The sequence below is a fragment of the Streptomyces sp. NPDC048171 genome (assembly GCF_043202655.1).
Taxonomy (GTDB): domain Bacteria; phylum Actinomycetota; class Actinomycetes; order Streptomycetales; family Streptomycetaceae; genus Streptomyces.
In genome coordinates, this window is the sequence record NZ_JBIDAU010000006.1 from 181,734 (window position 1) to 201,858 (window position 20,125).

General features: G+C 72.7%; 13 protein-coding genes and 1 tRNA gene. 3 read left to right on the forward strand and 11 right to left on the reverse strand.

Annotation, left to right across the window (positions count from 1 at the left end):
- Positions 1-29 precede the first annotated feature (29 nt).
- From ACGF3J_RS18345 to ACGF3J_RS18355, 3 genes are read right to left on the reverse strand one after another with little or no spacing between them, the layout of a single operon-like run.
- On the reverse strand, positions 30-884 hold the full coding sequence (locus ACGF3J_RS18345; RefSeq protein WP_161330096.1) for a carbohydrate ABC transporter permease: 855 nt from the start codon (positions 882-884) through the stop codon (positions 30-32).
- Entirely contained in the window at positions 877-1,914 is a 1,038-nt protein-coding gene (locus ACGF3J_RS18350) for a carbohydrate ABC transporter permease (RefSeq protein ID WP_161330097.1), read from the reverse strand. The genes ACGF3J_RS18345 and ACGF3J_RS18350 overlap by 8 nt, the downstream gene beginning before the upstream one ends.
- 58 nt (positions 1,915-1,972) lie before the next feature.
- Entirely contained in the window at positions 1,973-3,289 is a 1,317-nt protein-coding gene (locus ACGF3J_RS18355; RefSeq protein WP_161330098.1) for a sugar ABC transporter substrate-binding protein, read from the reverse strand.
- A 173-nt stretch (positions 3,290-3,462) separates the two neighbouring features.
- Here ACGF3J_RS18355 and ACGF3J_RS18360 point away from each other — a divergent pair, with 173 nt between their 5' ends.
- A complete protein-coding gene (locus tag ACGF3J_RS18360) occupies positions 3,463-4,806 on the forward strand; it encodes an ROK family protein (RefSeq protein WP_393854286.1) in 1,344 nt (447 codons plus the stop codon).
- 44 nt (positions 4,807-4,850) lie between these two features.
- Here ACGF3J_RS18360 and ACGF3J_RS18365 read toward each other — a convergent pair whose 3' ends face one another.
- The 4 genes from ACGF3J_RS18365 to ACGF3J_RS18380 form a co-directional block, all read right to left on the reverse strand.
- Positions 4,851-5,891: a LacI family DNA-binding transcriptional regulator gene (locus ACGF3J_RS18365; RefSeq protein ID WP_355835635.1), complete on the reverse strand. Its 1,041-nt coding sequence runs from the start codon at positions 5,889-5,891 to the stop codon at positions 4,851-4,853.
- Between the two features lie 54 nt (positions 5,892-5,945).
- Positions 5,946-8,540 (reverse strand): glycoside hydrolase family 3 C-terminal domain-containing protein, encoded by a 2,595-nt coding sequence (locus ACGF3J_RS18370; RefSeq protein WP_393854287.1) that lies wholly within the window; start codon positions 8,538-8,540, stop codon positions 5,946-5,948.
- Positions 8,541-8,578: 38 nt separating this feature from the next.
- Positions 8,579-10,348 (reverse strand): discoidin domain-containing protein, encoded by a 1,770-nt coding sequence (locus ACGF3J_RS18375; protein ID WP_393854288.1) that lies wholly within the window; start codon positions 10,346-10,348, stop codon positions 8,579-8,581.
- 88 nt (positions 10,349-10,436) lie between these two features.
- Positions 10,437-11,513, reverse strand: a complete 1,077-nt coding sequence (locus ACGF3J_RS18380; protein WP_161329907.1) for a DUF1996 domain-containing protein — start codon at positions 11,511-11,513, stop codon at positions 10,437-10,439.
- A 264-nt stretch (positions 11,514-11,777) separates the two neighbouring features.
- Between ACGF3J_RS18380 and ACGF3J_RS18385 the strand changes: the two genes are divergently transcribed.
- Positions 11,778-13,607 (forward strand): coagulation factor 5/8 type domain-containing protein, encoded by a 1,830-nt coding sequence (locus tag ACGF3J_RS18385; protein ID WP_393854289.1) that lies wholly within the window; start codon positions 11,778-11,780, stop codon positions 13,605-13,607.
- 57 nt (positions 13,608-13,664) lie between these two features.
- On the opposite strand, the gene fusA is transcribed toward ACGF3J_RS18385, so the two are convergent.
- Together fusA and ACGF3J_RS18395 are read right to left on the reverse strand one after the other, a co-directional pair.
- Entirely contained in the window at positions 13,665-15,710 is a 2,046-nt protein-coding gene (gene fusA / locus ACGF3J_RS18390; protein WP_393854290.1) for an elongation factor G, read from the reverse strand.
- Positions 15,711-16,099: 389 nt separating this feature from the next.
- Positions 16,100-16,184: transfer RNA gene (locus ACGF3J_RS18395), tRNA-Leu, on the reverse strand.
- Between the two features lie 141 nt (positions 16,185-16,325).
- On the opposite strand from ACGF3J_RS18395, the gene ACGF3J_RS18400 reads away from it, so the two are divergent.
- Positions 16,326-17,657 carry a DUF2254 domain-containing protein gene (locus ACGF3J_RS18400; RefSeq protein ID WP_393854291.1) on the forward strand — a complete coding sequence of 444 codons (1,332 nt, stop codon included), beginning with the start codon at positions 16,326-16,328 and terminating at the stop codon, positions 17,655-17,657.
- 3 nt (positions 17,658-17,660) lie between these two features.
- On the opposite strand, the gene ACGF3J_RS18405 is transcribed toward ACGF3J_RS18400, so the two are convergent.
- Together ACGF3J_RS18405 and sucD are read right to left on the reverse strand one after the other, a co-directional pair.
- A complete protein-coding gene (locus ACGF3J_RS18405; protein WP_393854292.1) occupies positions 17,661-19,220 on the reverse strand; it encodes an aldehyde dehydrogenase family protein in 1,560 nt (519 codons plus the stop codon).
- Positions 19,217-20,119: a succinate--CoA ligase subunit alpha gene (sucD, locus tag ACGF3J_RS18410; protein WP_393854293.1), complete on the reverse strand. Its 903-nt coding sequence runs from the start codon at positions 20,117-20,119 to the stop codon at positions 19,217-19,219. The genes ACGF3J_RS18405 and sucD overlap by 4 nt, the downstream gene beginning before the upstream one ends.
- Between the last annotated feature and the right edge of the window lie 6 nt (positions 20,120-20,125).

Sequence of the window (20,125 nt, forward strand, 5' to 3'; positions counted from 1 at the left end):
CCTCTCGGGTTCGGGAAGGTTGGTCGCGGTCACTTGACGGCACCCGCCGTCAGCCCCGCGACGAGATACCGCTGGAGAAGCAGGAAGCCCGCCACCACGGGGACGCTGACCACCAGGGAGGCGGCCATGATCTGGTTCCAGTACACGTCGTTCTGCGTGGAGTAGCCCTGCAGTCCGACCGCGAGGGTGCGGGTGGCGTCGTTGGTCATCACGGAGGCGAACAGGACCTCGCCCCACGCGGTCATGAAGGCGTAGACGGCGACCGCGACAATGCCGGGGATCGCGGCCGGCACCACGACCTTGAACAGCGCGCGCAGCGGCCCGCAGCCGTCCACCAGGGCCGCCTCGTCCAGGTCGCGCGGCACCGAGTCGAAGTAGCCGATCAGCATCCAGATGGAGAAGGGCAGCGAGAAGGTCAGGTACGTGAGGATGAGGCCGCCGCGGGAGCCGAACAGGGCGATCCCGGTGGCGTTGCCGATGTTCACGTAGATGAGGAACAGGGGCAGCAGGAAGAGGATGCCGGGGAACATCTGCGTGGACAGCACCGTCACCGAGAAGACGCGCTTGCCGCGGAACTCGTAGCGGCTGACCGCGTAGGCGGCGAAGACGGCGATCACGACGGAGCAGACGGTCGCCGCGCCCGCAACGATCAGCGAGTTGACGAAGTACTTCGCCAGCGGGACCGTCGACCAGATGTCGATGTAGGGGCGGATCGTCAGCTCGCTGGGCAGCCAGCGGAACTCGCTCGACACGTCCTGGAGCGGCTTCAGGGAGCTGGACACCATGACGTACACCGGCAGCAGGACGAAGCCGGTGAGCAGGGTGAGGAAGACGCGGCGGGTCCAGAGGAAGGAGCGCGGCGCCGCCATCGGGGACCTAGCCATCGGCCGTCTTCCTCTCGCGGGAAGCCCGGGAGGCCCGGGGGGTCCTGGCGGACCGGGAGGTCAGGAACAGGTACACGCCCGTCACCAGCAGCAGGAAGAGCAGCAGCAGGACCGACATCGCGGAGCCGGCGCCGAAGTTCCAGGTGACGAACGACGACTGGTAGATGTGGATGGAGATCAGGTCGGCGGCCTCCGGCGCGGCCTTGCCGAACAGGACGAACGGCGTGTTGAAGTCGTTGAAGGTCCACAGGAACAGCACGAGGACCAGGACCTGGTTGACCGGACGCAGCGACGGCAGGGTGATGCGGCGGATCTGCTGCCAGACGCCGGCGCCGTCCAGGGCGGCGGCCTCGTACAGCTCCTTGGGGATGTTCTGGAGGCCCGCCATGACGATGAGGAAGGCGAACGGCCAGCCCTTCCAGACCGACACCACGAGCAGCGCGACGAAGCTGTTGTCGCCGATCAGCCAGAAGGAGGGCTTGTCGGTGAGGCCGAGCTGGTCGTGCAGGACGTGGTTCACCAGGCCGTTGTCGTGCTGGAACATGAACGCCCAGGTGATGACGGCCGCGTAGACCGGCAGGGCGTACGGCACCAGGAAGATCGCCCGGAGCAGGCCGCGGCCGCGGAAGGCGTCCTGCATGCAGATCGCCGCGGCGGTGCCGATCAGCCAGCACAGTCCGACCGACAGGACGGTGAAGGCGCAGGTGACGAGGAAGGAGTGGAGCAGGGCCTCGCCGACGGGGGCGTCGAAGTCGACCGACATGCTGTAGTTGTCGAGGCCGGTCCACGGGGCGACGGTCCAGTCGCGGATGTAGAACTGGGTGAGCTCCTTGAAGCTCATCACGATGCCGATGACCATCGGCACCAGGTGGACGAGGAGTTCGAGGAGCAGGGCCGGCAGGAGCAGCAGGTAGGGCAGGCCGATGCGGCGGATCCGCCCGGGACGGCGGCGGGGTCCGCGCGCCGTCCCGGGGGAGCTCTTGCCGACCGTCCGCTCGCCGGGCTGCGCCGAGGCGGTCGTGGTGGTCATGGCGAGATCCGTGTCGTCGTGTCGGAGTCGGTGCGGGTCCGTGGGGGCAGGGGCGCGCTCACTTCGTCGGCATCTGCTGCTGGGCCTTGGCGAGCTTCTCCTTGACCGACTCGGCGGTCACCTCACGGCCGGCCGCGGCGTCCGCGAACAGCTCCTTCACGGCCGTGCCGACGGCGGTCTCGAACTGCGACTCGTCGGGCACCTGGGGCAGCGCGGCGGCGCTGGTGGCGAGGGTCTCCCGCAGCACGGCGGTGGCCTGGGTGTTGAACGCCGGGTCGGTCTGTGCGGCCTTGACCGGCGGGATGGAGCCGTACGCCTCGTTGAGGATCTTCTGCTCGGCATCGCTGGTCATGAACTTCACGAACTTGGTCGCGCCGTCGACGTTGTCGGTGTTCTTGAAGACGGCCATGTTGATGCCGGCGACCATGGAGTTGGTGGCCTTGCCGGTGCCGGGGGTGCCGGACGCGACGGGGGCGGGCGCGACGCCCCACTCGTCCTCCTCCATGCCCATGGTCTTGAAGGTGGCCGAGGCGGTCTGCCAGAGCACCATCGCCGTCTTGCCCTTGGCGAAGTCGCTGAGGGACTGGTTCTGCGCGTACTCGGCGTTGCCGGGGGCGATGACCTTGTCCCCGGCCATCAGGTCGACGTACTGCTTGACGGCCGCTACGGCGCCGTCGGAGGTGAAGTCGGGCTTGCCGTCGGCGGTGAAGAAGTCGGCGCCGTGCTGCTTGCCGAGGACGAAGACCTGGTGGATGTTGTTCGACAGGTTGGAGCCCTCGGCGCCGAGGGCCCACTTGCCGTCCTTCGAGATCTTCTTGCCGGTCTCGACCAGCTCGTCCCAGGTGGCCGGGGGCTTGGCGATGCCCGCGTCGGCGAACATCTTCTTGTTGTAGTAGAGCGCGTAGGCCATCGAGTACAGCGGGACCGCCGCCGGGTCCTGGCCCTCGACGCCGGTGGAGCCGAGCGCGGACTCCACGAAGCGGTCCCGGCCGCCGATCTTGTCGAAGTTCTTCGCGTCCCAGGGCAGCAGCGCGCCGGTGGCCTGGAGGGAGGCGCTCCAGGTGTTGCCGATGTTGAGGATGTCCGGGCCCTGGCCCGAGGTGGTGGCGGTGAGGATCCGGTTGAGCAGGTCGGACCAGGGCACGACCTCCAGCTTCACCTTGATGCCGGTCTCCTTCTCGAACTTGTCCAGTTCGGGCTGGAGGACCTTCTTGTCGACCTCGACGCTGGCGCCCTGGTTGGAGGCCCAGTAGGTGAGTTCCTTCGGGGAGTCGTTGGATCCGCCGCCCGAGGAGGAGCCCCCTCCGCAGGCCGAGGCGGCGAGAGCGAGAGACATGGTGACGGCGCCTACGGCCGCGGCTCGCATACTGCGCATGGCTCCTGGGGTTCCTTCCGGGAGTCGGTCGAGAAGTCCGAGGACGGCCCCGGTATCCCTCCCGGAGCCCCTCATGGCTTAATTTAGGACGTGAGTTAAACCCCGAGAGAAAGACTCGTCAAGGTGTCGCGCGCGGTCGGAAGGCGGGCGGAGGCGCTCAAGGAAGGGGCCGGATGGCCAGGCACAGCGGGCGAACGGTCCGTGACCTGCGGCGCGAGAGCCGCACCGCCGTTCTGCAACGGTTGTATTTCGACGGGCCCATGAGCCGGCTCGCGCTGGGTTCGGCGGCCGGACTGAGTTCGGGTTCCGTCAGCAACGTCGTCGCCGAACTGATCGCCGACGGTCTCGTCGAGGAGGCGGGCAGCCTCGGCGCGGACGGTGGCCGGCCGCGCACCCTCGTCCGGATAGCGGCCAACCGGGGCCGCCTGATCGGGGTCGACGTCGGCGAGACCCGGGTGCGCGTCGAGCTGTTCGACCTGTCGATGTCCGAACTGGCGCGGACAGAGCGGGCGTTGCCCGGTCACGGGTCGCGCACGTACGACGTGCGGGTGGTCGCCGGGCACATCCTGGACGGCATCGCGGAGGTCCTCGGCGCCCCCGCCGCGGGGCAGGGCGAGCTGCTGGGCGTGGGCGTCGGGGTCCCCGGCATCGTGGAGCACACCGCCGACGGCGCCCTGGTGCACGGGCAGACCATCGGGTGGGACGCGGTGCCGCTGGAGGCCCTGCTGCGGGACTCGGGACGGCTGCCCGGGCAGGTGCCGCTGTTCATCGACAACGGTGCCAAGACGCTGGGGCAGGCCGAGATGTGGTTCGGCGGCGGGCGCGGGGCGCACAACGCCGTGGTCGTGCTCTTCGGTTCCGGCGTCGGCGCCTGCGTCGTCACGGACGACGTGGAGCGCGGCCGCGCGGTGGAGTGGGGGCACCTGACGGTGCGGGTGCGGGGGCGCCGGTGCAGGTGCGGGGCACGGGGGTGCCTGGAGGCGTACGCGGGCGCGGAGGCGCTGCTCGCGCGGTGGCGGGAGGCGGGTGGGCAGCCGCCGCCCGGCGCCGACGAGGAGGCCGCGCTGACCGCCCTGCTGTCCGCCGCCCGCCCCGGGGACGGGGGCGCGCCGGACCCCGTGGCGGACCGGGTCCTGGCCGAGACCGCCGAGTACCTGGGCGCGGGCCTCTCCGACCTGATCAACCTCTTCCAGCCCGAGCGGGTCGTCGTGGGCGGCTGGGCCGGACTCCAACTGGGCGCGCCCTTCCTGGAGTCGGTACGGGCCCACGCGCTCGCCCACGCCCTCCGGCACCCCGCCGGGCGGGTGGGCATCGCCCTCGGCCGCCTCGGCCCCGACGCGGTCACGGTCGGCGCCGCGACCCTGCCCCTCGCGGGCTTCTTCGCGCGCGGCGGCCGACAGCCCCCGGTGACCGCTCCCGGACCGGTACCGGCGTGGCGGGCGGCCCTCGGGGGGCGGTTGGCGGGGCAGCGGGGTGGCGGTGAGGGCTCGGGCCGGGTGGACCGCGCCCCCGCGTGAGGGCTCGGGGGCGTGAACGGGCGCTCGGGACGGCGGGGCGGCGCCTACGCCGAGTCCCGCACCACCAGTTCCGGGTCGAAGATCACCGACGTCGGCGCGGTGCGCTCGCCTCTGATGTGTTCGTCGAGGAGGCGGGCCATCGTGGCCGCCATCTCCTCCACCGGCTGGCGGACGGTGGTCAGCCGGGGCCGGCAGGTGACGGCCACGCTGGAGTCGTCGAAGCCGATGACCGCGACGTCCCGCGGCACCCGACGGCCGTGGTCGCGCAGCACCTGCACGGCGCCCTGCGCCATCAGGTCGTTGGCGGTGAACAGACCGTCGAGGTCGGGGTGTTCGGCCAGCAGCGAGGCCGCCGCCGCCATGCCGCTGTCGACGGTGAAGCCGCCCTCGGCCACGGGCACGTACGGGTGCCCGTGCCGGGCGAGGGTGTCGCGGAAGCCGGCCAGCCGCTCCTGGCTCGCCGCGACGGCCAGCGGCCCCGTGACGGTGGCTATCCTCCGGCAGCCCCGCTCCAGCAGGTGCTCGGCGGCCAGCCGCCCGCCGTCGCGGTGGGCGAGGTCGACGTAGCTGAGCGGCACCGGACGCCCGGGCCGGGCGAACAGCACCGCCGGCAGCCCCGCCCCGGCGAGCAGGGCGGGCAGCGGATCGTCGGGGTGGGTGGACACGACCAGGGCGCCGTCCGCGCCACCCTGCCTGAGGTACGCCACCACCTCCTGCCGCGCCTCGGGCGTCTCGGCGAACATCAGCACCGGGTGCATCGAGCGCGGACGCAGGTGACCGACCACACCGCCGACGACACGGCCGAAGAACGGGTCGGCGAAGACCCGGGTCGCGAACGCGTTCTGCTCGGTGTCCGAGGCGTCGCCCGCGCCGGAGACGACCAGGGCCACGGTCGTGGTGCGCCGGGTGACCAGTTGCCTGGCGGCCTGGTTGGGGGCGTACCCGGTCCGTTCGATGGCCCGGCGGACCAGGTCCTGGATGGCGGGGTCCACGTTGCGGACGCCGTTGACCACCCGTGAGACGGTGGCCCGGGAGACGCCTGCCTCCCGGGCCACGTCCTCCAGGGTCGGGGCCTGTCTGCTCATGCCCGCACCCTAACCGGCGAGGTCGGGCGCATGGTAGAGCGCTCTCCCCCACTCTCATCCGGTCCCCGGGCCCCTCACCTCCAGGTCCGCCACCAGCGGCACCTCGCCCGCCGACCGGCCCGCCAGCACCCGCCAGGGGCCCTCCTCCGTATGCCAGGCACGCTCCTCGACGCACCAGTGGCGCAGCGCCCTCGCCGGGACCCGCACCGTCGCCGTCACCGTCTCCCCCGGCCGTGCGCGGACGGCCGTGTACCCGGCGAACCAGCGCACCGGGCGCTCGACCGCCGACCCGGGCCGGGCGAGGTACACCTGGACGACCTCCCGGCCGACCCGGGCGCCGGTGTTGCGCACCCGTACCCGCACGGGCAGGTCGTCTCCCGCCCGGGCCTGCGGCGGGACGGTCAGCTCCTCGTAGGCCCAGCCCGTGTAGCCCAGTCCGTGCCCGAACCAGTAGGCGGGCGTGCGCCCGTGGCGCAACCAGCCCCGGTGGCCGATGTGCAGGCCCTCGTCGTAGGGGAGGCGGCCGTCGGCCGGCCCGGTGCGGGTGACCGGGGCGTCGGCGAGGACGGCCGGCCAGGTGGTGGGCAGCCGTCCGCCCGGCTCCGTGTGCCCGAAGAGCACGTCGGCCACTCCGCCGCCGCCCTCCTGGCCGGGGAACCAGGCGAGCAGGACCGCGCCCACCGCGTCACGCCAGGGGAGTTCCACCGGGCCGCCGCTGTTGACGACCGCCACGGTGCGCGGATTGCCGGCCGCGACGGCGCGGACCAGCGCGTCCTGGGTGGAGCCGAGCGTGAGGGCCGTACGGTCGTAGCCCTCGCACTCGCCGTGCTCGGTGGTGCCCACGACCACGATCGCCGCGTCCGCCGCGGCGGCCGCGCGGGCCGCGTCGGCGAGTGACGCGGCGGCGTCCGGGGCGGGCGGCGCCGCGCTGACGACCGTCGCCCTGCCGGTGCCGGGGGCCAGCTCGCGGCGGGCCACGAGCAGGGCGTCCTGGCCGACGGCGAGGTCGGCCTCGGCGTACTGGGCGGGCGGGTTGACGTGGACCACCGCCGGATCGTCGGTCGGCGGCGGGAAGTCGCCGGCCAGCAGGGGCCGTCCGTCCAGGGCGAGGCTCATCCGGCCGAAGCCGGCCACGCCCAGCGTCCAGCGGCCCGCGGTACGGGGGCGCAGTCGGGCGCTGATCTCGACGGTGTGCGCGCCCGGCACCAGCCGGGGCTCCAACAGGCGCCCCCCGCGCCGTCGTTCGGCGTACAGCTCGCGGCCGTCGGCGTCCAGCATCCTGAGCAGTACGCCGGGCCGCCCGGAGCGCGGGTCGGTGCACGCGTCGTGGTCCAGCGGGGGCGCGGGACCGTCCGGACGGGGGCCCGGGACGTGGACGACCCGGGCATGGCCGCGCAGCGCGTCCCGGATGCCGTCGAGGACGGACACCTCCTCCCGTGGGAAGACACCGGCGCTGCCGCCACCCTGCGTACGGGTCCGCGCGGCGTGCGCGCCGATCACGGCGACCGTGCGCAGCCCTCCGGGGTCCAGGGGCAGGACACCCCGGTTGGCGAGCAGCACGCTCCCGGCGGCGACGGCCCGGCGGGCCAGGGCCCTGCCCTCCGGGGCGACGGTCGGCCGGGGCACGGGCGGGTGCGGGTCACCGGCCCGCGCTCCACCACCGCCAGGCACCTCACGCGATCCGCCACCGCCAGGCACCTCTCGCGATCCCCCACCTTCGGGCACCTCTCGCGCTCCCCCACTCCCACACGCCTCTCGCGCTCCCCCGCCTCCGGGCGCCTCGCCCTCCCCCAACGCCCCCACCCACGCCGCGAGCCGCAGCAGTCGCCGTACCTTGTCGTCCACCACGGCCTCGGGCACGAGGCCGTCGGCGACCGCGCGGGCCAGCGCCTCGCCCCAGGGGCTGTCGGGACCGGGCATGGCGAGATCCAGCCCGGCGCGGGCGGTGTCCACCGTGGTGCGCACCGCACCCCAGTCGGAGACGACGACCCCGTCGAAGCCCCACTCGCCCTTCAGCGGGCCGGTGAGCAGATCGCTCGCGGTCATCGTGGTGCCGTCGACCGCGTTGTACCCCGCCATGACGAGCCGGACCCCGGCGGCCACCGCCGCCTCGAAGGGCGCGAGGTAGACCTCCCGCAGCGTCCGTTCGTCCACCCGTACGTCGACGGTGAGCCGGTCGGTCTCGGAGTCGTTGGCCACGTAGTGCTTGGCGGTGGCGGCCACCCCGTGGGCCTGGACGCCGCGCACGAGTGCGGCCCCGACCCGGCCGGTCAGCTCGGGGTCCTCCGAGAAGCACTCGAAGTGCCGGCCGCCCAGGGGGCTGCGGTGCAGGTTGAGGGTCGGAGCGAGGAGGACGTCCACGCCCTTGCGCCGGGCCTCGGCGGCGAGGACGCCACCGAGGCTCTCGACCAGGTCCTCGTCCCAGGTGGCGGCGAGCGCCGAGGCCGAGGGCAGCAGGACGGAGGTGTCGCGTTCGTCCCATGCCTCGCCCCGTACGCCCGCCGGACCGTCGGACATCATCAACTCCCGCAGACCGAGCGCCGGTTCCGCTCTGGTGCGCCAGGTCGTGGCGCCGTCGAGCAGCAGCGCGCGGGCGCGCGGTGTCAGCTTGCCGAGCAGCCGGTCGATCTCTTCGTCGCTCGTCCCCACCGGGTCTCCCCTCCCCTGTCGTGCGCGGTCGTCCGGTGTCAGCTGTAGACGCCGAACTCGTAGAGCGAGTAGCCGTAACCCGTGCCGCGCGCGGTCCCATTGACGCGCACGTAGCGGCCGGTGCCGGTCACGTCGAGGGTGTCGACGCCGCCGTTGCCGTCGGTCACCGTCCGCACGGTCTGCCAGTTCTGCCCGTCGTCGGAGGTCTGGACGGTGTAGGCCCTGGCGTAGGAGGCCTCCCAGTACAGCTGGACGTGCCGGAACGTGGTGCGCGTCCCGAGGTCCACCTGGAGCCACTGGGGGTCGCTCCAGTCGCTGGCCCAGCGGGTGTTCGGGTTCCCGTCCACGGCGTTGGCGGCGGTGCAGGGGCAGTCGCCGTAGCTCGGCTGGAAGGAGGAGGCGGTGGCCGGTTTCCCGAGGGCGACGTTGGTGCCGTCCACGGCGGGCGGCACGACCCGCGCCGAGAGGGTCTCCACCCCGACGTTGCCCTTGCCGTCGGTGGCCTTGACGTACAGCTTCCAGACGCCGGGCCGGTCGGGTGCGGTGACCTTCAGGCGTCCGCCGCCGAGGTCGGTCGCGGGGAGCGTGGTGAGCTGCTTGCCCTGGTCGATGTAGTTGCTGTTGGCCAGCACCTCGTACGCGATCGGGTCGCCGTCGGGGTCGGTGGCGCGGGTGGTGAGGACGAGGTCCTTGCCCGCCTGCACCTTGCCCGCGTCGCCCTCCACGCCGAAGGCGGAGACGACGGGCGGGGTGTTGTCGCCGGAGGTGTCGCCGCCGTAGGCCCGCTTGACCGCGTAGTAGGACAGCCGCTTCTGTCCGGCGGGCAGCAGGTTGAACCAGATGCCGCCGAAGTCGTACTCGGTGCCGTAGTGGAACAAGGTCGCGCCGAGGGCGACGCCCCGGTGCCCGGTGACGCAGTTCCAGGCGTCGGTGTATCCCTGCGCCTTGGCCTGGTCGGTGGGTTCCTTCGGTACGCCGTTGGCGTCGTCCGGCACCTCCCACTCGCCGGCCGGACCGCCCTCGGTGACGATGTACGGCTTGGTGTAGCCGCCCTGCTCCCAGGCGGCGCGGACACCGCACACGGCGTCGTAGGAGTTGACGGCGTACAGGTCCAGGTCCGGGGCGTTCTTCTTGTAGTACGGCCAGGCGCCGACCCAGGCGTCGGTGGAGGTGACCGGGTGGTTCGGGTCGACGGCGTGGATCTTCTTGGTGACGTCGTTGACGAAGGTGGTGTAGGCGTCGCGCTGGCGCTCCAGTTCGTCGCCGCTGTAGCAGTTCTGGAGTCCGAGCACCGACTCGTTGCCGACGTTCCACATCAGGACGCCCGGGTGGTCCTTGTACTCCTGGACCCAGCGCGGGAACTCGGCCAGCATCTGGTCCTTGTACGCGGTGTCGGTCAGGTAGTTCACGCAGCCGCCGCTGCCCGGTCCGCCGCCGGGCTGGAGCCAGAAGCCGGCGATGACCTTGACGCCGTGCGCGGCGGCGGAGTCGAGGAGGGGCTTGCTGCTCGCGTCGGTGCCCCAGGTGCGGATGGTGTTGACGCCCATGGACTTGAGATCGGGCATGTACCGGTCGGCGTCGTTGGGTGAGGGGCCCCAGGTGAGGCCCTTGACCTGGTAGGGGCTGCCGTCGACGGTCAGCTGCCAGTTGCCCTGGCCGCCGGTGACCTTCACGACGCTGCCGGCGGCGTGCGCCTGCTGGGCGGGCACGGCGGTGAGGGCGCAGGCAGTGAGCAGGGCGGCGGTCAGCGGGACGGTGAGTCTGCGGGCCGGAGCGGGGCCCGGGGTGGGGGTGCGGGGTCGGCTCATGGTGGTGTGTCTCCGGTCTGCGGGTGGGGCGGCCCGGCCGCCCGCGGGGCAGTGGGACGGCCGGGCCGGTCTCGGTGGGGGGCCGGGGTCAGGGGAGTTCGTAGTTCGCGTCGAGCGCCGCCCCCGCCTCGGGGTGCGTCTCGTCGTAGCCGCGCGCGTTGCACTGGAGGCCGCCGACGACGCAGTGGTCGACGAGGGCCTTGAGGGTGGGTTCGTCCCAGGCGTTGAAGAAGTCGTAGTGGAACGAGTAGCTCGCCCCACTGGCGAGGCGGACGCGGGACAGGTCGCCGTTGACCGGGAAGGCCATCTTGAACTCGATCATCGGCAGGGCGACCGGATGAGTGGCCGGACAGATGTTGTTGTTGGTTCCGGGGTTGACCACCGGATACGCCATGTGACTCTTGTGGTCGGGCGTGTCCAGGTTCCTGCCGTCCCAGCAACTGGGCGCCTGGAAGCGGATGTTGACCTGCACGTCCTGGCGGTCCGGGCAGTTGGACGGGAAGTCGACGTTGAAGAAGCTGTCGCCGCACTCCCAGCCCTCGACGAAGCCCCGGTGGTTCCGGAACTCCTGGCCGCTCTGCATCGGGCTGCCGACGACGTAGCGCAGGCCCTTCGGGAAGGGCCGCACGCTGGTGTAGTCGGTGACGCCGGCCTTGTAGTAGATGACCTGCGGGCCGATCGGCAGCACCTGCTGGTCGCCGTCGTACATGGTGGGCATCCAGTACCCCGACCGGTCGCCGGGCGCGAGGCAGGTCGTGGAACCCGCGTCCAGCGAGGCCGTCGTGCTGTTCGCGTCGGTCGTGGTGTTGCCCATGAACGTGTGGTCGTGGGACTTGCCGGGCTGCTGCGGGTAGACGATCGGGTCGTCCGGTGCCGTGTGGCTGACCGCGCAGTTGGCCTGGAACTCGTGGAAGTAGCGGTGCGGCGGCTCCTTCGTGGACGGGGTGACGCCGGTGACCGGCGGGTTGGCGGGGATGTAGCCGTCACCGTCCGGGTCCTCCGGCGAGAAGGCGGTCGAGGCGGCCATGGTGTGCCCGGAGTGCGCGGACTGCGCGGGCGGGGTCGCGGCACCGGCGTTCACCGCGAGGGTGCCGACGCCGATCGACGTCAGCAGCAGCGCGCTTGCGACGAGGGTGCCGGACAGGACTTTCGATCTCCGTGGCATGGAGACCTCCTGGGAGTGTCGGGGAAAATCTCGGAGAGCGCTCTCCCATGCCGGAGTGTTGAGGCGCGCGGCGGGAGGTGTCAAGGGATTCGACAGGAAGGCCAGGTGCGGGCCAACGGGACTGCTGTCCCTACTTGTTGAACACAGCGCACGAGAAACGGTCACAACTCTTGACGCGCCGTGCGGGCGGATGAAACATGCACACCCAGAGAGCGCTCCCCCACCCCCACTTCGTTCATTTTCCGAACAAGGAGAGCCGCCCCCATGCCCTCTTCCCCCACGCCCTCCCCCACGTCCTCTTCCACGCCCGAGCCGTCCGGAGTACGCCGGCGCAGCGTCCTGACGGCGGCCGCCGCGGCCCCGGTGCTCGCCGGGCTGGCCGGTGCCGGGCCCGCGGCCGCCGCCACCGGCACGGGCGGCGCCGCCCCCGGCGACAGCCCCCGCGCCCTGCCCGGCGGCGGCGACCTCGGGCCGAACGTCATCGTCTTCGACCCGTCCACGGCCAACATCCAGGGGCGACTCGACGAGATCTTCCGGCAGCAGGAGTCGGCGCAGTTCGGCACCGGCCGCTACGCCCTGCTGTTCAAGCCGGGCACGTACAACGGGCTCAACGCCCAGATCGGCTTCTACACCTCCATCGCCGGCCTCGGCCTCTCCCCCGACGACACCACCATCAACGGCGACGTGACGGTCGACGCCGGCTGGTTCGACGGCAACGCCACGCAGAACTTCTGGCGTTCGGCGGAGAACCTCGCCCTCGTCCCGGTCAACGGCACGAACCGCTGGGCGGTGTCGCAGGCGGCGCCCTTCCGGCGCATGCACGTACGGGGCGGGCTCAACCTCGCCCCCGACGGCTACGGCTGGGCGAGCGGCGGCTACATCGCCGACAGCCGGATCGACGGCAGCGTCGGACCGTACTCCCAGCAGCAGTGGTACACCCGGGACAGCTCGGTCGGCGGATGGCTCAACGCCGTGTGGAACATGGTGTTCTCCGGCGTGGAGGGCGCGCCCGCGCAGAGCTTCCCCGACCCGCCGTACACCACGCTGGAGACGACGCCCGTCTCCCGGGAGAAGCCGTTCCTGTACCTCGACGGCGACGCGTACCGCGTCTTCCTGCCGGAGAAGCGCACCAACGCACGCGGTGTGTCCTGGGGCAACGGCACCCCGCGCGGCACCTCGCTCCCGCTGACGCAGTTCTACGTCGCCAAGCCCGGTGTCTCGGCGGCCACGCTGAACCAGGCGCTGGAGGAGGGCCTGCACCTGCTGCTGACGCCGGGCGTCTACCACCTGGACGGCACCGTCGAGGTGAAGCGCGCGGGCACGGTCGTGCTGGGTCTCGGCTACGCCACGCTCATCCCCGACAACGGCGTCACCGCGATCAAGGTCGCCGACGTGGACGGCGTACGGCTCGCCGGTTTCCTCATCGACGCGGGGCCGGTCAACTCCTCGACGCTGCTGGAGGTCGGGCCCGCGGGCGCGTCCGCGGACCACTCCGCCAACCCGGTCACCGTGCAGGACGTGTTCATCCGGATCGGCGGCGCGGGCCCGGGCAAGGCGACCACCAGCATGGTGATCAACAGCCGGCACACGATCGTCGACCACACCTGGGTGTGGCGCGCCGACCACGGCGAGGGCGTCGGCTGGGAGACCAACCGCGCCGACTACGGCGTGGTCGTCAACGGCGACGACGTCCTGGCCACCGGCCTGTTCGTCGAGCACTTCAACAAGTACGACGTGCAGTGGAACGGCCAGCGGGGCCGCACGATCTTCTTCCAGAACGAGAAGGCGTACGACGCCCCCGACCAGGCCGCCGTCCAGAACGGCTCGATCAAGGGTTACGCCGCCTACAAGGTCGGCGACCAGGTCACCGAGCACGAGGGCTGGGGCCTGGGCAGCTACTGCTACTACAACGTGAACCCGTCCATCGTGCAGCACCACGGCTTCGCCGCGCCGAACCGGTCCGGGGTGCGCTTCCACGGGCTGCTCGTGGTGTCGCTGGGCGGCAACGGGCAGTACGAGTGCGTCATCAACGACACGGGTTCCCCCACGTCGGGGACGTCGACCGTGCCGTCGACGGTGGTGCAGTACCCCTGAGCGTGCCGTCCGGGAGGGCCGCCCCCGCCCGGTACGGGCGGGGGCGGCCCGGCGACGCTACCGTGCCGGTGCCGCGGCCGGTGCCGGCGCGTAGCCGGTGGGCCGGGCGGTGAAGGTGCCGCGGCCCTGGGTGCGGCTGCGCAGCCGCGTCGCGTAGCCGAACAGCTCGGCCAGCGGCACGGTGGCCGTGACCACGGTCGTACCGCCCCGCGGATCGGAGCCGGTGACCCGGCCCCGGCGCGCGGCGAGGTCGCCGAGTACGGCGCCGACGGCGTCCTCGGGCACGGTGACCGCGACCTCCACGACCGGCTCGAGCAGGACCATCTCCGAGGCGCGCAGGGCGTCGCGGAGACCGAACCGGCCTGCGGTGCGGAAGGCCGTCTCCGAGGAGTCCTTCACGTGGGTCCGGCCGTCGGTGAGCGTGACCCGGAGGCCGGTCACCGGGTGCCCGCCGATCGGACCCTCGGCGAGGGCGTCACGGCAGCCGGCCTCGACGGCCCGCACGAACTCCTGCGGCACGCCGCCGCCGGTCACCGTCGAACGGAACACGAACCCGCCCTCCTCCCAGGGCTCGACGTCGAGCACGACGTGCGCGAACTGACCGGCTCCGCCGTCCTGTTTGACGTGCCGGTGGACGAATCCGGTCACGCCCTCGCCGACCGTCTCGCGGTACGCCACGCCGGGGCGGCCGACCGCGACCGCCAGGCCGTGCTCGCTCCTGACCCGCTCCACCGCGACCTCCAGGTGGAGTTCGCCCATGCCCGACAGCACGGTCTGCCCGGTCTCGGGATCGGTCCGCACGGCCAGCGAGGGGTCCTCCTCGGTCAGCCGGGCGAGCGCGGCGGCGAGTTTGTCGGTGTCGGTGGAGCGCCGGGCCTCCACGGCGACGTGCACGACCGGTTCGGCCACGCCCGGAGGTTCCAGGACCAGCGGGTCGCCCGGCGCGCACAGCGTCGAACCGGCCCGGGCGGTCTTGAGCCCGACCACGGCGACGATGTCCCCGGCGACCGCCCGCTCCAGGGGGTCGTGCCGGTCGGCCCGCACCCGCAGGATGCGGCCGATGCGCTCGGTGCGGCGCGTGCCCGCGTCCCACACGGTGTCTCCCTTCTCGATGGTGCCCGAGTACACCCTCAGGTACGTCAGCCGTCCCGTCGGGGTGGCGTTCACCTTGAACGCCAGTGCGGTCATCGGCGCCGCCGGGTCGGCGGGCCGTTCCTCCTCCGTGCCGTCGTGGGTGCCGCGCACCGGCGGCACGTCCAGCGGTGACGGCAGATAGGCCACGACGGCGTCGAGCAGCGGTTCGACCCCGCGGTTGCGGTAGGCCGAGCCGCACAGCACGACCACGCCGTCGCCGGCGCGCGTGAGGTCGCGCAGGGCACCGGCGAGGGTGTCCGCGGTGAGGGTCTCCCGGTCGCAGAACTCCTCCAGCGCGGCCGGATGGCGTTCGGCCACCGCCTCCTCCAGCAGCCGCCGCCTGCGTACCGCCTCCTCGCGCAGGGCGTCGGGCACCGGGCCCTCCTCGGCGGTCTCCGCGCCGTCGGACCACACGAGCGCGCGCATGCGCAGCAGGTCGACGACGCCGGTGAAGCCGTCCTCGGAGCCGATGGGCAGCTGCACCACCAGGGGTACGGGGTGCAGTCGCGATCGGATCGAGGCGACGGCCGTGTCGAGGTCGGCGCCCGCCCGGTCCATCTTGTTGACGAACGCGATCCTCGGCACGCCGTGCCGGTCGGCCTGCCGCCACACGGACTCGCTCTGCGGCTCCACCCCGGCGACCGCGTCGAACACCGCGACGGCGCCGTCCAGGACGCGCAGCGACCGCTCGACCTCGTCGGCGAAGTCGACGTGCCCCGGGGTGTCGATCAGGTTGATCCGGTGACCGTCCCAGGCGCAGCTGACGGCCGCGGCGAAGATGGTGATGCCGCGATCACGCTCCTGCGGGTCGAAGTCGGTGACGGTCGTGCCGTCGTGCACCTCGCCGCGCTTGTAGGTGGTGCCGGTGGTGTAGAGGATCCGCTCGGTGACGGTGGTCTTGCCGGCGTCGACGTGGGCGAGGATGCCGAGGTTGCGGATGGTGGCGAGGGGGTTGGTGCGGGTACGCACGGCCGGTGGCCTTTCGCTGGTCTGCGAGCAGGGCGGCGCGATTCCCGGGACGGGCGGCACGTCGGCATGAGGTCACGGCCCTCAGGGCGTGCGTGACGGGACGTCAGAGACCGGTCGCGGGCGTCCGGTGCCGGCCGCGCGGCGGGCACCGGAGGGCCGAGGACACCAGGATCACCTCGTACCGGGACGGGGGAACGACGGCAGCGGTGCGGATACGCACGGCCCTGCTCCCCTCACTCGGTCTCGGTGTCGTGGTGAGTGTAGGGAGACCGCTGACGTCCGCGCACCGGGTTTTCCGACGGGCGAGGCCGCGGAGGACGGCGAACGCGAAATGCCGGCCGGGATCTCTCCCGACCGGCATCGTGCTGCTGCCTGATCTTGCGACAAAGTGTCCGAGGGGGGACTTGAACCCCCACGCCCGATAAAGGGCACTAGCACCTCAAGCTAGCGCGTCTGCCATTCCGCCACCCGGACCAGGTGTCTGTCGCGGCGCGGGGTGTTCCCCCGCGGCGACATGGACAACCATACCAAGGTTTCGCAGCGCCTTTCACCTGCGTTTCCTTCCCCTGAGCGGCGGTCCGCGACCGGCGGGGCCGGGGCGCCTAGGGTCGCACCATGAGTGACTGGATGGTTACCCGGAGCCCGCTTCCGCGTCGCCGGGCGCGGGCGCTGTCGCCGCTCAGGGAGCATCTGCGGGACACGTTCTGGTTCGCGCCCACCGCGGCGATGGTGGGCGTGTTCGTGGTGTGGCTGGTGGCTCAGGAGCTCGATGCCGCTCTGGTCCGTTCGCTGCAGGACGAGGGTGACTTCGGCACGCTCGCCGAGCTGCTGCGGTTCGCGAACGACGCGAAGACGGTGGTGTCGGCGGTCGGCTCGGCGATGATGACGTTCATCGGGGTGGTGTTCAGCATCTCGCTGGTCGCGGTGCAGATGGCGAGCGGGCAGTTCACGCCGCGCGTGGTGCGGCTGTTCGTCCGCAGCCGGATCACCAAGGCGACCTTCGCGGTGTTCCTGGCCACCTTCGTCCTGACGCTGCTGGTCCTGACCAGTTACGACAGCACCCCGGACCCTCGTGCCGCCACGTCCGTGCCGCTGGTGCAGTCGGTGCTCACCCTCCTCATGGTCGCGCTGAGCCTGCTGCTCTTCGTGCTGTACGTGAACGGCACCCTGCGGCTGATGCGGATCGGCCATGTGATCGCCCGGATCGCCGCGGAGTCCTTCCGGGCGGCGGCGCTGATGCCGGCACCCGCCGGGGACGGGGAGACGGCCGGGACGGGCCCGGTCACGGCGTGGGTCGCGCACGAGGGGCGGGCCGGGGTGCTGCGGGACGTCAACATCGCGCGGCTGGTGCGGGTGGCGCGCGGGCAGGGGGTGGTGCTGCGGCTGGTCCCGCGGATCGGTGACTTCCTGGTGCCGGGCACGCCCGTGCTGGCGGTGCACGGCGGGGCCGCCCCGCCGCGCCGGGCCCTGCGGTACACGCTGTCGGTGGGGGTGGAGCGCACCTTCCACCAGGATCCGGCGTTCGGGCTGCGTCAGCTGTCCGACATCGGGCTGCGTGCCCTGTCCCCGGCGGTGAACGATCCGACCACGGCCGTACAGGCCCTGGACCGGGTCGTGCAGATCCTGGCCGCCCTGTCCCGCCGGCCGCTGGACGCCGTGGTGCACCGGGACCGGCGCGGCGCGGCCCGGCTGGTGCAGTCCGTGCCCGGGTGGACGGAGCTGGTGGACCTGGGCTTCGCCGAGGTCCGTGGCTGTGCGGTGGGGGCGCCGCAGGTCTCCCGCCGTCTGCTGGCCGGGCTCGACGACCTGCTGCTGCTCGCGCCGCCGGAGCGGCGCGAGCCCCTGCTGCGCCACCGCGAGCTGCTGCGGCAGGCCGTCGAGCGCGGCACGCCCGCCCCGGCGGACCGGGCCTTCGCCCTGCTGCCGGACCGCCAGGGCATCGGCTGACCGCTACGGCATGAGGTGGCCGTCCGGGAAGTTCCCCGGCAGCCGCTCCCCCGCCGGGCCGCGGGTGACGGCCCGCACCAGCAGCTCGCCGCCCACGAAGGCGCCGCGCCAGGACGCGCCGTGGCCGCCGAACAGCTCGTCGCGGTCCCCGCGGGAGCGTGCCACGCCATGGCCGACCTTGAAGGCGCGGATGTGCGGCGCCAGCCTGTCGTACGTCGCCGGGTCGTCCGTGGACAGGGTGGCCACCAGGGCGCCGTTGGAGGCGTTCATCGCGGCGAGCAGTTCGGCCTCGGTGTCGACCAGGACGATGGTGTCGACCGGGCCGAAGGGTTCCGCGTGGTGCAGCGGCGAGGACCGGGGCGGGTTGAGGAGGGTGACCGGATGGACGTAGGCGGAGGTGTCCTGGCCGGGGAGGAACCGCGCGTCGGCGGCGCTGCCGCGGTGCAGGGGCACGGCGCCCCGGTCGACGGCCTCGGCGACCTGGTCGTGCAGTTCCTTGGCCTTGGCCGCGTTGATGACCGGTCCGAGGTCGAGGGCCGGGAAGGGGTCGTCCGGTGCCTCGACGGCGAGCGGGTGGCCGACGCGCAGGGTGCGGACCGCCGGGAGGTAGGCCGCGAGGAACGCGTCGAACAGCTGCCGCTGGACGACGAAGCGCGGGTAAGCGGTGCAGCGCTGCTTGCCGTAGTCGAAGAGGCGCGGGACGACGGCGGCGAGGCTGTCCCAGTCGGTGAAGTTCCAGATGCCCCAGGTGTTGAGGCCCTCCTGTTCGAGGATGTGCCGCTTGCCGAGGTCGGCGACGGCGGTGGCGACGGCGGCGCCGGTGTCGCGGCCGCCGACGAAGGAGACGCAGCCGATCTCGGGCGACCGCACCAGCGCCCGGGACAGCTCGCCCCCGCTGCCGCTGACGAGGGTGACGGGGACGCCCTCGCGGGCGGCGAGCGCGCAGGCCAGGGTGAGGCACGCGACGCCCCCGTCGGTCGGGGTCTTGGCGATGACCGCGTTGCCCGCGAGGGCCTGGACGAGCAGGGCGTGGACGAGCACGCTCATCGGGTAGTTCCAGCTCGCGATGTTGGACACCGGCCCGTCCAGCGGGGCCCGGCCCTCGGTCATCGCGTCGATGCCGTCGACGTACCAGCGCACCCCGTCGACCGCCCGGTCGACGTCGGCCCGCGCGAGCCGCCAGGGCTTGCCGATCTCCCAGACGAGCAGCAGCGCGAGCAGGTCCCGGTGCTGGGCGAGGGCGTCGAGGGTGGCCGCGACGCGGGCGCGGCGTTCGGGCAGGGGGACGTGGCGCCAGGCGCGGTGCTGGTCGAGGGCGGCGCGTACGGCGCGGTGGGCGGTCGCGCCGTCCAGCCGGGGCGGGCCGGTGACGGGGGTGCCGTCGACCGGGCTGGTGGCGGGCAGGACGCGGCCGTCGGCCCGCCAGCCGGCGTCCCAGAGGTTGAGGACGCGGTCGTCGCGGAACGCCTCGGGGGCGACGGTGAGGCAGCGCTGCCAGGCGTCGGCCCAGGCGGTGCCGGACTTGAGGGTGAGGCCGTGGGCGCCCTCGGCGGTGGCCGTCATGCGCGGGCTCCGTCGGGTGCGGCGCCGCCGAGTACGGAGAGGACGTGCCGTGCCGTCTCGGTCGGGGTGCTGCCGACCCGGACGCCGGCCGCCTCCAGTGCCGCCCGCTTCGCGCGGGCCGTGCCCGAGGAGCCGGACACGATCGCACCCGCGTGGCCCATGGTCCGGCCCTCGGGAGCGGTGAAGCCCGCGATGTAGCCGACGACGGGCTTGGTGACGTGGTCGCGGATGTAGTCCGCCGCGCGTTCCTCGGCGTCGCCGCCGATCTCGCCGATGAGGACGACGAGTTCGGTGTCGGGGTCGTCCTGGAAGGCGGCGAGGCAGTCGATGTGGCTGGTGCCGACGACGGGGTCGCCGCCGATGCCGACGCAGGTGGAGAAGCCGATCTCGCGCAGTTCGTACATGAGCTGGTAGGTGAGCGTGCCGGACTTGGAGACCAGGCCGATGGGTCCCGGCTTGGTGATGTCGGGCGGGATGATGCCCGCGTTGGACTGGCCGGGGCTGATCAGGCCGGGGCAGTTGGGGCCGACGACCCGGGTGCCGCGCCTCCTGGCGTGGGCGGTGAACGCGACGGAGTCGTGGACGGGGATGCCCTCGGTGATGACGACGGCGAGCCCGATGCCGGCGTCGGCGGCCTCGGTCACGGCGGCCTTGGCGAAGGCGGGTGGCACGAAGACGACGGTGGCGTCCGCGCCGGTGTGTTCGATGCCCTCGCGCACCGATCCGAAGACGGGGACGGCACGATCGTCGAAGTCGACGGTGCGGCCGGCCTTGCGCGGGTTGACGCCGCCGACCACGTCGGTGCCGGCGGCCAGCATCCGGCGGGTGTGCTTCATGCCTTCGGCGCCGGTCATGCCCTGGACGAGGACCTTGCTCTCCTTGGTGAGGTAGATCGCCATGTCGAC